At 55.2% G+C, this 11,967-nt stretch carries 9 protein-coding genes; 6 read left to right on the top strand and 3 right to left on the bottom strand.

Annotation, left to right across the window (positions count from 1 at the left end; translation table 11 throughout):
- Positions 1-794, bottom strand: a 794-nt coding sequence (locus B3Z49_RS03750) for a LysR family transcriptional regulator (protein WP_296988322.1), incomplete at its 3' end; no start/stop codon positions are given.
- A gap of 104 nt (positions 795-898) precedes the next feature.
- On the opposite strand from B3Z49_RS03750, the gene pcaH reads away from it, so the two are divergent.
- The 4 genes from pcaH (at position 899) to map (ending at position 4,908) form a co-directional block, all read left to right on the top strand.
- A complete protein-coding gene (gene pcaH / locus B3Z49_RS03745) occupies positions 899-1,612 on the top strand; it encodes a protocatechuate 3,4-dioxygenase subunit beta (protein WP_296988320.1) in 714 nt (237 codons plus the stop codon).
- Between the two features lie 3 nt (positions 1,613-1,615).
- A complete protein-coding gene (gene pcaG / locus B3Z49_RS03740; protein ID WP_296988319.1) occupies positions 1,616-2,245 on the top strand; it encodes a protocatechuate 3,4-dioxygenase subunit alpha in 630 nt (209 codons plus the stop codon).
- 194 nt (positions 2,246-2,439) lie between these two features.
- Positions 2,440-4,110, top strand: coding sequence for a GGDEF domain-containing protein (locus tag B3Z49_RS03735; RefSeq protein ID WP_296988317.1), 1,671 nt, complete (start codon positions 2,440-2,442; stop codon positions 4,108-4,110).
- 48 nt (positions 4,111-4,158) lie between these two features.
- On the top strand, positions 4,159-4,908 hold the full coding sequence (gene map, locus B3Z49_RS03730) for a type I methionyl aminopeptidase (RefSeq protein WP_008889709.1): 750 nt from the start codon (positions 4,159-4,161) through the stop codon (positions 4,906-4,908).
- A gap of 111 nt (positions 4,909-5,019) precedes the next feature.
- On the opposite strand, the gene B3Z49_RS03725 is transcribed toward map, so the two are convergent.
- Together B3Z49_RS03725 and B3Z49_RS03720 are read right to left on the bottom strand one after the other, a co-directional pair.
- Positions 5,020-7,212 (bottom strand): malate synthase G, encoded by a 2,193-nt coding sequence (locus B3Z49_RS03725; RefSeq protein ID WP_296988315.1) that lies wholly within the window; start codon positions 7,210-7,212, stop codon positions 5,020-5,022.
- A 204-nt stretch (positions 7,213-7,416) separates the two neighbouring features.
- Complete coding sequence (locus B3Z49_RS03720) at positions 7,417-8,832, bottom strand: MFS transporter (protein ID WP_296988314.1); 1,416 nt, start codon at positions 8,830-8,832, stop codon at positions 7,417-7,419.
- A 434-nt stretch (positions 8,833-9,266) separates the two neighbouring features.
- On the opposite strand from B3Z49_RS03720, the gene B3Z49_RS03715 reads away from it, so the two are divergent.
- Together B3Z49_RS03715 and B3Z49_RS03710 are read left to right on the top strand one after the other, a co-directional pair.
- Positions 9,267-10,229, top strand: coding sequence for a TAXI family TRAP transporter solute-binding subunit (locus tag B3Z49_RS03715; RefSeq protein WP_008889712.1), 963 nt, complete (start codon positions 9,267-9,269; stop codon positions 10,227-10,229).
- Positions 10,230-10,303: 74 nt separating this feature from the next.
- Positions 10,304-11,967 (top strand): TRAP transporter permease (locus B3Z49_RS03710; protein WP_296988313.1); only part of this gene is annotated, 1,664 nt, incomplete at its 3' end.

The raw sequence follows: 11,967 nt of genomic DNA, 5'->3' as shown, positions 1-11,967 counted from the left end.
CCCGCGAGCGGCATCGGCGCACGGGCAAAATCACGCAGCGCATGTTTTTGGAGAAGGCTTGGCAAGGTTGCGATCATATTGCTTCCGCGCAGGAATTCGGCAATGGCGGTAAAGTTAGGTACTCGCAACACGATGTTGCGTTCAACACCCTGATTTTCAAGCATGTCGTCAAACTCAAGCGTGCGGTTATTGCCATAGCGCACCGTGATATGGCGCGCGGATAGATAGTCGTCATCGCTTTGCGGGGCGTCGCGCATGTCCGGATCATAAAACACCATGTAATGATCGGTCAGAAGGCGCTTTTGCACGATATCCACACCTTCGGGCGGGCGCGGCGAAATCAGAAGATCGCAATGATTTTCGCGCAACAAGGCCGGTCCGGGCAGAAGGGACGGCACCACCGTCATCCGGATATTGGCAAGCGCGCCTTCCAGACTGCGAAACAGTGTTGGCAGCAAAAGATCACGCTGCAGATCGTTGGCGGCAATTGTCAGGCTCATGGATGCGCCATCCGGCACGAAATGCGCACCACTGGCAAAGGCCTGCATCTGATCAAGAAGAAACCGCGCCTGTTCGGCCAGGTTTTGCGCATGCGCGGTGGCCACGATCCCACGCCCTGATTTGGTGAAAAGCGGATCGCGCATGATCCGGCGCAATTTGGTCAGGTTATGACTGACCGCCGATTGCGTCACGCCAAGCCGTTCGGCGGCAGCCGTGACCGACCCTTCTTCCAGAACGGCCAGAAACAGACGCAACGCATGGCCGTCCAGTTCCAAATGATCAAAATTGCTCATGAATAATATGATAAATGATGCATTTATTTTATGCAATTGGCCGCGCAGGATGCGTTTAACACGGACATTCAGCAGTCCGGAGCATCATCTGCGGAGGAAAAATCATGGAATTCTATCAGCGTGACAGAACGCTGCAGCCAGCTGGCTACACCCCGATTTACAAGACATCGGTTGCGCGTTCCCCGCGCCAGTCGCTGCTGTCGCTGCAAGGGTCCTTGTCGGAAATTACCGGTCCGGTTTTCGGTCAGAACGAACTGGGGCCGCTTGATAATGACTTGATCCGCAACTACGCCAAGGATGGCGATCCAATTGGCGAACGTATCATCGTGCATGGGCGGGTTCTTGATGAAAACAACCGTCCGGTGCCCAATACGCTGGTCGAATTCTGGCAGGCCAATGCCGGCGGACGGTATCGCCACAAGAAAGATACCTATCTGGCGCCGATCGATCCGAACTTTGGTGGCTGTGGCCGCGCGCTGACCGATGAAAACGGTTACTACTTTTTCCGCACCATTAAGCCGGGTCCGTATCCATGGCGCAACTACGTCAACAGCTGGCGTCCGGCCCATATCCATTTTTCGGTATGCGGGTCCGGCTTTGCCCAGCGCCTGATCACCCAGATGTATTTCGAAGGCGATCCATTGATCAAGGAATGTCCGATTGTGCATGTCATCCCGGACGAGGATGCGATCAATCGCCTGATTGCGCCGATTGATCTCAAGGGCTCGGTGCCGCTTGATACCATTGCCTACAAGTTTGACATCGTCCTGCGCGGCCGTCGTTCAACCCTGTTTGAAAACCGTCTGGAAGGAAACTGATCCATGGTGCAAAGCCTTGACTATCTCAAAGAAACCGCCTCCCAGACGGCGGGGCCCTATGTCCATATCGGGCTCATTCCCAATCAGGCCGGTTTTGACATTTTTGAAAACAACTTCACCAACGTTCTGGCCGATGAAAACACCCGTGGGGAACGGATCATCATCGAAGGGCGGGTGATTGATGGTACCGGAACGCCACTGCGTGATGCGCTGCTTGAAATCTGGCAGGCCAATGCAGACGGGCGTTATAACCATGAACTTGATCGTCAGAATTCTGGCAAGATCGATGAGGATTTCCGCGGCTGGGGCCGGACGGGAACGGATTTCGATACTGCCGTCTATCGCTTTGAAACCATCAAGCCAGGACTGGTTTCCGGTCGCAACGGCAAAGACATGGCGCCGCATATCAACTTCTGGATCGTGGCACGTGGTATCAATATCGGGCTGAATACCAGGATGTATTTCGCCGACGAACAAGATGCGAATGCAGCTGATCCTGTTCTGAACCTGATCGAACAGAAAACCCGTCGCAAGACCCTGATCGCTGATCGTGATGACAGTGGACCGATCCCGGTCTACCGGTTTGACATCATCTTGCAGGGTGATGGCGAAACCGTGTTTTTTGACATCTAACAGCGCTTAAAACTATATGGGTAATGCGGCGGCCGCCCTTCGCGGTTGCCGTATTTTTGTTCAATCAACTACTTAAAAAGCCGTCCGCTGATTCTTATATTCACGTTGATAAAAGCGGTGTGGTAAAACAACCGCTGCTGAGGGTTTCAAAAACAAAAAGAAGACCCCGGTGATAGAGAGTGAGAGGATCAGCCTTGAACAAGTTGTTACAGGTCGGAATCCGTGCGCAAGTAGCTCTGGCAACAGCGCTGCTGCTGGTTGGTCTGACTGTACTGATGAGCTTTGTGATCGGAAAGCGATCCGGTGCTGATCTGCAAAAGCAGATTGGTCTGGGTGTTTCTGATATTGCCCGTCAGATGGCTGATGAGCTTGACCGTATCATGTGGACCCACCGTGGCGAGGTTTCGGTCCTAAGCACGCTTTCTGTCCTGCAAGAGCTCGAAGATACCCAACAGATTTCAAGCATCGTCAATCGCCTAAGCCGCGAAATCCCGATCTTTACCTGGATAGGTGTGCTTGATCGAGACGGGACGGTGGTTGCGTCGACGAATGACTTGTTGCTCGGGGCCAATGTTTCACAGCGCCCGGTGTTTCAGTACGGCAAGAACGGACAGTTCATCGGTGATGTTCATGACGCGAAATTGTTGGCTGAAAAATTCCCGCTTTATAACGGGGAGCCGATCCAGTTCGTCGATATTGCCGTTCCCCTTTTCAATAAAAATGATCAGTTCACCGGTGTACTTGCCACCCATCTGAGTTGGGAATGGGCCGACAATGTCCGCAAAACCCTTTTTGCCGGACAGGGTATCCATCGGGATGTCGATATATTTGTCGTATCAGCCGATGGCACAGTTCTTTTGGGTGCGGATGGGGCGCTGGTCGGATCATCGCTTGAGCTTGATGCTCTGCAGCAGGCACAGCGCAGCAATATCGGATGGAAGATCAGCACGTGGCCAGATGGCGCGGAATATCTGACGGGGTATGCCCCGGCCGATGGTCATCTTGATTATGCCGGTCTGAACTGGTCAATCCTGGTGCGTCAGCCCGTCGAAGAGGCGCTTGAGCCGGTTTATGTCCTGCGCCGCGACATCATGGCGTGGGGGTTGGCGTTAAGTATCATCTCCAGCGTGATTGCATGGTGGGGGGCTGGTTTCTTTGTGGGACCGATCGGCAAGATGGCCCTTTCGATCGAGGCAATGAAACGTGGCGAGATTGAACGTCTTCCGGATTTTGATGGCGCAAGAGAAATCAAGATCCTGTCAAACAGCCTCAATGCCTTGCTGTCCAAACTGACGGAAAAGGACGCGGCCCTTGGCCAGATGGAACATATTGCCCATCACGATAACCTGACTGGGCTTGGCAACCGTCTGGCACTTGATGTCTATTTCGAACATGCCCTTGCCCATGCTGATCGCCACAAGACCCAGCTTGCGGTCATGATGCTTGATCTTGATGATTTTAAACCGATCAATGACAAGTTCGGTCATTCAGCTGGCGATGATGTCCTGCGCGAGGTCGCAAAACGGTTGCGCCGTTGTGTGCGCGGTGGCGATCTGGTCGTGCGTCTAGGTGGTGATGAGATGGTGGTGGTGTGTCATGTCGGAACGAGTGGCGAGGGCGAAGCTACAATGTTGGCCGAACGGATATTGAACGACATCCAGATGCCCTTCATTACCGGCGGCAATCGCGTTTCCATTCATATGAGCATCGGCATCGCCCTTTGTCCGGTGCATGGCAAGACCATCGATGTGCTTCTCGATCAGGCGGATGATGCCCTTTATGCCGCCAAGGCGCGCGGCAAGAACCGTTATGTGCTTGCGTCTGATGATGGTGAGCCGTCCGGTAGCAAGTCGTCGCTGGCATGAGATGCGGGTTTTCTTGACTTTGTCTCAGGGCATCGCAATAAGCATTTCATGACAATTTCATCCGAAAAAGAACTCGAACAATTGCGCAAGATCGGGCGGATTTGTGCCCGTGCGCGCGATGTCATGGGGGCGGCCATTGTCCCGGGGATTACAACCGCCGAGCTTGATGATATCGGCCGCAAGGTTCTTGAGGATGCCGGTGCGGTGTCCGCCCCGGAAAGCGAATACAAGTTCCCCGGTGCGACCTGCATCAGTGTGAATGACGCGGTCGCGCACGGTATTCCCGGCGATCAGGTTCTGGCCGATGGCGATCTGGTCAATATTGATGTTTCGGCATCGCTTGATGGCTATTTTTCCGATACCGGTGCCAGCTTCATCTGCGGCACGGCAAAGCCCGAAATCGCCAAGCTTTGCGAAGACGGCAAGAAAGCCATGTGGGCGGGCATCAAGGTGGTGCGTGACAAGGCGCCGATCCGCGAGATCGGGCTCAAGATCGAAATGTTCGCCCGCAAGGGTGGCTATACCCTGATCCGCAATCTTGCCAGCCACGGTATTGGCAAGTCGCTGCATGAACATCCCCACACGATTCCGACCTGGGATGACCCCAAGGAACGCCGCGCCCTTAAAAAGGGGCAGGTGATTACCATTGAACCGTTTCTGTCACGCGGCGCGAAATGGGCCCTTGATAGCGAAGATGGCTGGACGCTGTATGCCGATACCGGTGATGCGACTGTGCAGTACGAGCACACCCTTGTTGTCACCGAAAAGGGCTATGAAATCATGACGCTGGGGAATTGATCCCCAGTAAAAATGTTGTAGTTTATGCTGCAGCATTTCTTGCAACATAAAAGCCGCCCGAATGTGTCGGGCGGCTTTTGTTTTGTGTGTGTTTGATGTGCGGTGTCGCGATTACGAACCGTATTTTGCCTTGGCTTCGCGACGGCGCGCATGCAGGACCGGTTCGGTGTAACCGTTCGGCTGTTCGCGACCCTTGAAGACCAGATCACAGGCGGCTGCAAAGGCGATGCTGTCATCAAAGTTCGGGGCCATGTTGCGATAGGTCGGGTCACCGGCATTCTGTTTGTCGACGACGGCGGCCATCCGCTTCATGGTTTCCATCACCTGTTCTTCGCTGCACAGGCCGTGATGGAGCCAATTGGCGATATGCTGGCTTGAAATACGCAGCGTCGCACGGTCTTCCATCAGGCCGACATCATTGATGTCTGGCACCTTGGAACAGCCGATCCCGCTGTCGATCCAGCGCACAACATAACCCAGAATGCCCTGCGCATTGTTATCAAGTTCTTCCTGGATTTCGCTTGGCATCGGTTTGATGTCACCCAGACGCGGGATCGCCAGAATATCATCAAGGCTTGCGCGTTCGCGTTTGCCAATCTCGTCCTGAACCGCACGGACATCAACTTGATGATAGTGGATGGCGTGCAGGGTTGCCGCGGTCGGTGACGGAACCCAGGCGCATTTCGCACCGGCCTTGGGATGGCCGATCTTGGCTTCCATCATTTCGGCCATGCGGTCCGGTTTGGCCCACATGCCTTTGCCGATCTGGGCAACGCCCTTCATGCCGCATTCAAGACCGATATCAACGTTCCAGTTTTCATAGGCCGCGATCCAGTACTGGTCTTTCATCGCTTCCTTGCGGACCATCGGGCCAGCTTCCATGCTGGTATGGATTTCATCACCGGTACGGTCAAGGAAGCCGGTATTGATAAAGACCACACGGTCCTTGGCGGCACGGATGCATTCCTTGAGGTTGACCGTCGTGCGGCGTTCCTCATCCATGATGCCGACCTTAAGGGTATGTTCCGGCAGATCAATCGCCTTTTCGACAAAGGCAAACAGATCGTTGGTCAGCGTGACTTCTTCGGGGCCGTGCATTTTCGGCTTCACGATATAGACGCTACCATGGCGGGAGTTCGAAAGTTCGTTATTGCCGATCACGTCATGCTTGGCGATCAGGCTGGTGACCATGGCATCAAGGAAGCCTTCCGGGACTTCATCGCCATTGGCATCAAGCACCGCGTCGGTGGTCATCAGGTGACCGACATTACGGATCAGCATAAGACTGCGGCCCGGCAGGACAACTTCAGTCCCGTCAAAGCCCTGATAGGTCCGGTCCGGGTTCAGACGACGGGTGATCGTCTTGCCACCTTTTTCGAACTTTTCTTCAAGCGTGCCTTTCATCAGACCAAGCCAGTTGCGATAGGCAACGGTCTTGTCTTCGGCGTCAACGGCGGCAATCGAATCTTCGCAATCCTGAATGGTGCTGACCGCAGATTCCAGAATGACATCGCACACGCCAGCGGCATGTTCCTTGCCAATCGGATGCGTCGGATCGATATGGATTTCGATATGCAGGCTGTGACGGCGCAGCAAGACATCGGTCAACTTGCCGTCCTTTTCGTTGTAACCGATGAATTGGGAGGGCAGCTCAAGTGCGGTTTCGCTGCCATCCGAAAGGGTGACAACCAGCGTCCACCAGCCTGACGCGTCTTCGCGCACTTCGTATTTCGTGGCATCGGCATGTTTGCCGGTCGCAAGCGGGGCGGCTTCATCAAGGAAGTTCGCGGCATAAGCCACAACCGCAGCACCGCGTTTCGGATTGAATGACTTGGTCTTTTCCTTGCCGTCGGCTTCGTCGATCACATCGGTGCCATACAGCGCATCATACAGGCTGCCCCAGCGCGCATTGGCGGCATTAAGCGCATAGCGCGCATTCATCACTGGCACGACAAGCTGTGGGCCTGCCACACGGCCAATCTCCGGATCGACATGGGTGGTGGTGATATAGAAATCATCGCCTTCGGGCAGAAGATAACCAATCTCGGTCAGGAATTCCTTGTAGGCAGCCGGGTCGCGTGGCTGATCCTGACGCGACAGATGCCATTGGTCGATCTTGGCCTGCAATTCGTCGCGCTTTGCCAGCAGCGCCTTGTTACGGGGTCCAAGTTCAGTGACGAGCTTTTCAAAGGATGCCCAGAACTGATCGGAACTGATCCCGGTTCCCGGAATGACTTCGTTGGCCACCAGATCGTGCAGCACTTTTGCAATCTGAAGTCCACCTTCTTGGATGCGTTGGGTCATGTTTTCTCTCACCAGACTTGGAACTGTTTCGGGCGATTAATATGGCTTTGCCGACGAACACATAAAGCGCGGCAAAGGCAACTCGCCTGTCGTTGGTTCACAACATATGGGTTGAAGCAGGCCCGGGTCCACAGCAGGTTTCAAAATTGCGGGATGTTTTCCGCATTATGGAAGCCTGATCATTCTGCCCCAATCGACAGACGTTCACATCTTCTTGTCTTCATTCGGATCCGTCGTGCCGTCCGTGTCTGCCGGCGGTACCTGTCCGATGTCGTCGGGATGTGCCGTACCATCCGGGGTCAGCACATCTTGCAGATCATGCGGGTCCATTGGTTTTGTGTCACTATCTGACTCTGTGCTGTCGTCTTCGTCATTGAGACTGATATCGTCGGTAATCGGTGACAGCTCAAACGCCATTGGCGTCGTGCGGGGCACGGCAACGAACTGACCCTGTTCCTCGATCGAGATACGACGGCCAAAGCCAGCGCGGTACATTGCAAAGCTTGCAACGCAAATACCAACAATTGAAAACAGGACCGGCAAGGCCCACGGGCCGAAATAACCGATTGCACTGGATCCCAGAATTGGACCAAACGCAGCAGAACCGCCATAAATGATCAGAAGACCACCTGACGCAGGAACAATATCCTCCGGCTCAAGGTAGTCATTCACATAGGCCACAGCCAGGCCGTAAACCGGCATGATGAACACGCCCGTGATCCCGCCCCAGACCGTCAGATTGTCGCGGACAAGATCCGGCGCAACCAGCGGGAAAAAGCCACAGATCGCAAGTCCGGTCAGAACGAAAATCATCACATATTGGCGCGGCACCATGTCCGAAATCTTGCCGATCGGAAATTGCATGATCATGCCGCCAAGAATGACGAAGAACATGAAATAGGCGATTTCATTGGTCGCAAGTCCGAGGTCAGCCGCGAAAACCGGTCCGACACCATAAACCGCCCCCGAAAGAACACCCGCACCCGATGCGGCAACAAAGCCCAGCGGCGAAATTTTGTAAAGACGGCGGAATGTCATGCGTTCACCGCTGACCGCAGAAGGCGGTGGCTGGCGGGTCAGGGCAAGCGGAACAAGCGACAGCGACAGCAGGACGGACGCCACCGTAAACAGCTCGAAACTGCTGACCGGGGCACCGTTCAGCAACAACTGACCAATCGCCAGCCCGCCAAGCGAAACCGTCATGTAAATCGCAATCGTCCCACCACGCGATGTATTGTCCGCTTGCGCGTTCAGCCAGCTTTCAATCACCAGATAAAGGCCCGAAACACACAGGCCGGTCATGATGCGAAACAGCGACCAAGTAATCGGATCGACCAGAACGGCATGCAAAAGTGTGATGGCCGACGCGGCCGATGCCAATGCGGCAAATGTCCGGATGTGGCCGACCCGGTTGACAAGGCTCGCCCCCCAGATGATGCCGGCAACGAACCCGATATAATAGGATGCCATGATGATACCGGTATAGACCGGCGCAAATCCCTCGGCGGATGCACGCAGTGCAAGCAGCGATGATTGCAGAGATGCCCCACTATTCAGCGCAAACGCGGCGAACAGCGTTGCAGACAGTGCAATAATAAGGGCAACCGGCGAACGCGGCATGGCATCCTCGTTTGAGTTTCAATCAGGCAGGCACCCTGCGGCAAGGGGATCGACCGTGTCAATCCTTACAAGCCCTTGGCACACAAGGGGAATAGTGCATTTTGTGTTTAACACCACGGCGCACAAGAAGTTCCGCAAAAATTATGAACCTTCTTTAATCCCGCTTGGCCCACGCGCATAGTGCCGGTTTCGCGCAACTGATATGTGTAAAGCGGCTTTACTTGGCGCCAAAGCAGGCTTTGTTCGTTGAAAATCGCACAAGCAGCTTGACCTTGGGGGTGTTGATGCTTTCTATGGACCGAAATCAGACGCAATTTGCCAAAATTCCCGCGATCCGGGGTTGGATTTTGCGTTTCGCCACCAGACTTCAGGTTCATTGATGATAATCGGCATTCAAGCCAACTGATGAACCGACCATACAAGGGGAGGAAACCTTGAAAATTTTGCGCACACTCGGTGTGATTGCCGCCGGTATGATGGCCTTGTCCGTGGCGAATGCCGCGCAGGCTGAAACCCGCGTCACCCTGAAATCGGCAAAGGCCGCGTCATCCTATTACCAGATGGCCGCCCAGTTTGCCGAGGCGATGAAAACCGGCACCGATGGCGATATCATCGTCACCGTCGAGGAAAGCCAGGGTTCGGTTCAGAACGTCATGGAAGCCATGGTGCGTCCGGGCAATTATGTCTTTACCTCCCCGCCCGGTCTCGTAAGCCTGGCACAGAACGGCAAAGGCCCGTTCGACGGACGTCCGACCGAAAAGTTTGCCGAAGTCCGTGCCCTGTTCCCGATCCCGTCGCTGACCATGCATTTCGTGATGCGTGCTGATTCCGGCGCGACCAGCTTTGCCGATCTTGAAGGCAAGACCATCCTGCTTGGCAAGGGCTCCTTTGGTGCGCGCGAAGGTGAAAAATACCTTCAGCTGTTTGGTCTTGAAGGCAAGGTCGATCTGGCTGATGCCGAACTGTCCAATGCGGTGGCAGCCCTTAAAAACGGTCAGATCGATGGTTTCGTGACCGCTGGTTCCTGGCCCGCTCCGAACGTGATCGAGGCCGCGGCAGGAACCGATGTGATTGTTCTATCGCTGTCCGAAGATCAGCTTGCCGAAACCAAGCGTGACAAAACCGTCATTCCGGCCGGGACCTATAACGGTCAGGAAGAAGACATCACCACCGCATCGCTTTCCGTTGTTGCCTTTGCCACCACCCAGATGGATGCCGATACGGCTTATGCGCTCACCAAAACCTTCTGGGAGCAGAAGGCGAAAATGGGTGAAAGCTCTTCGTGGTGGAACGGCGTCAGCCCGGAAATGCTTGCCAACATCACGGGCAAAATGCATCCCGGTGCACTGCGTTACTATGACGAAGTTGGGTTCTCCATCCGCGACGATCAGCGATAAGTGCTGATCAGATAACATGTTCAAGGCCCGGCAGTTTTGCCGGGCCGTTTCTTGTCAAACAAGCCATTTACATTATGTCAGCCACCACTCGTCCCTTCTGGATCGCCCTTGGCGCCGTTTCAATTGCCTTTCACCTATGGCTGATTTTTTCAGGATTGGTTCCCAATCTTGTAAGCCGCCCAATCCATATGGCGCTTGCCCTTCCTTGGGCGTTGATCTTTGTTGCCCAAACCCCTGCACAGAAAATCTCTGGCATCATCCTGACCCTGATTGGTTTGATCGGGTGCGGTTGGATCGTTGCCAATCATCAGACGCTTGGCGACCAATACGGTTTCCTGATGGGAAATAGCCAGATCGTGCTGGCAGCGGCGTTATTGCTGATTGTGCTTGAAATGGCGCGCCGGGCAATTGGCTGGCCGTTGCCAACGGTGGCGGCAATTGCACTGCTTTATGCGCTGTTTGGCCAACATATTCCGGGCGAATTCGGCCATGCCGGGCTGCCAGTTGAAAGCATGCTGGGCACCTTGACCATCGCCGAGGGCGGCCTTTGGGGCAGCCTGACCGGCGTATCGGTCAATATCGTCGCGATCTTCGTTATTTTCGGGGCGGTTCTGAATGGCGGCGAAGCCGGTCAGGGCTTCATGAATGTCGCAGGTGCCGCCGCCGGTCGGCTTAAGGGCGGGGCGGCAAAGGTTTCCGTCGTGTCATCCGCCCTGTTTGGCTCGATATCGGGGTCTGCATCGGCCAACGTGGCCTCGACCGGGGCGATTACCCTGCCTGCCATGACCAAGCTTGGCTACCCGAAACGTCTGGCCGCGGCGGTTGAGGCCGTGGCATCCAGTGGCGGGCAGATTATGCCACCACTGATGGGGGCAGGGGCGTTTGTCATGGTGGAACTTACCGGCAAGCCTTATGTCGACATCATGGTCGCGGCCATCTTGCCAGCTGTCCTTTATTTCCTTGCCGTTTGGGTTGGCATCAATGCCTTTGCCATGCGTTATGACCTTCCCGGTGTGCCAAAGGAAGATCGCCCGAACCTGCGGTCGGTCGTGATTACTTCGGCCTTTTTCCTGGTGCCATTTACCGTCTTGCTTTGGGGAATGTTTGGCGGCGGTTACACACCACAATATGCCGCCTGTCTGGCGCTTCTGGCCGGGGCAGCCTTGCTGTTGCTTGATGCGGATCTGACGGTTGATTTGCCGCGCAGCAAGCAACGGCTTGCCGATGTCTGCCTCAATGCCGGGCGTCAGGTGGCAATGATCGGTTCGATCATCTTGTGCGCATCAATCGTTATCGGGGTTCTCGGCCTGACCGGACTTGGTGTGAAGATCACCTCGCTTCTGATTTCCGGATCGGGCGGCATGTTGTGGCCGGCTCTTTTGCTGACGGCACTTGCCTGTCTGATTCTTGGGATGGAAGTCCCGACCACGGCGGCCTATGTGATTTGTGTTTCGGTCGCCGGGCCTGCGTTGATAGAGCTCGGGCTTGAACCGCTTCAGGCGCATCTGTTTGTGTTCTGGTTTGCGCTTTTATCGACAATTACGCCGCCGGTTTGTGGGGCGGTGTTCATTGCCGCGGGCATGGTCGAGGAAAACTGGCTCAAGGTCGCCGGAACGGCGATGGCGCTTGGTATCGGGCTTTATATCGTGCCACTGGCGATGATCGCCAATAGCACGCTGATTGAACTTGGCAGCGATCCGGTTTGGGCGATCATCGCCGGGCTTAAGGTCGCGGTGGG

Origin of the sequence: Thalassospira sp. UBA1131, from assembly GCF_002311515.1 — a bacterium.
Classification (GTDB): domain Bacteria; phylum Pseudomonadota; class Alphaproteobacteria; order Rhodospirillales; family Thalassospiraceae; genus Thalassospira.
Note: the sequence above shows the minus strand (reverse complement) of the source record. Positions and strands in the feature narration are given on the sequence as shown.

Bases quoted from the DNA above. Each gene is read 5' to 3' on its own strand.
- B3Z49_RS03720 (WP_296988314.1), bottom strand. From the start codon at position 8,832: ATGCCGCGTTCGCCGGTTGCCCTTATTATTGCACTGTCTGCAACGCTG.
- pcaG (WP_296988319.1), top strand. From the start codon at position 1,616: ATGGTGCAAAGCCTTGACTATCTCAAAGAAACCGCCTCCCAGACGGCG.
- B3Z49_RS03725 (WP_296988315.1), bottom strand. From the start codon at position 7,212: ATGACCCAACGCATCCAAGAAGGTGGACTTCAGATTGCAAAAGTGCTG.
- map (WP_008889709.1), top strand. From the start codon at position 4,159: ATGACAATTTCATCCGAAAAAGAACTCGAACAATTGCGCAAGATCGGG.
- pcaH (WP_296988320.1), top strand. From the start codon at position 899: ATGGAATTCTATCAGCGTGACAGAACGCTGCAGCCAGCTGGCTACACC.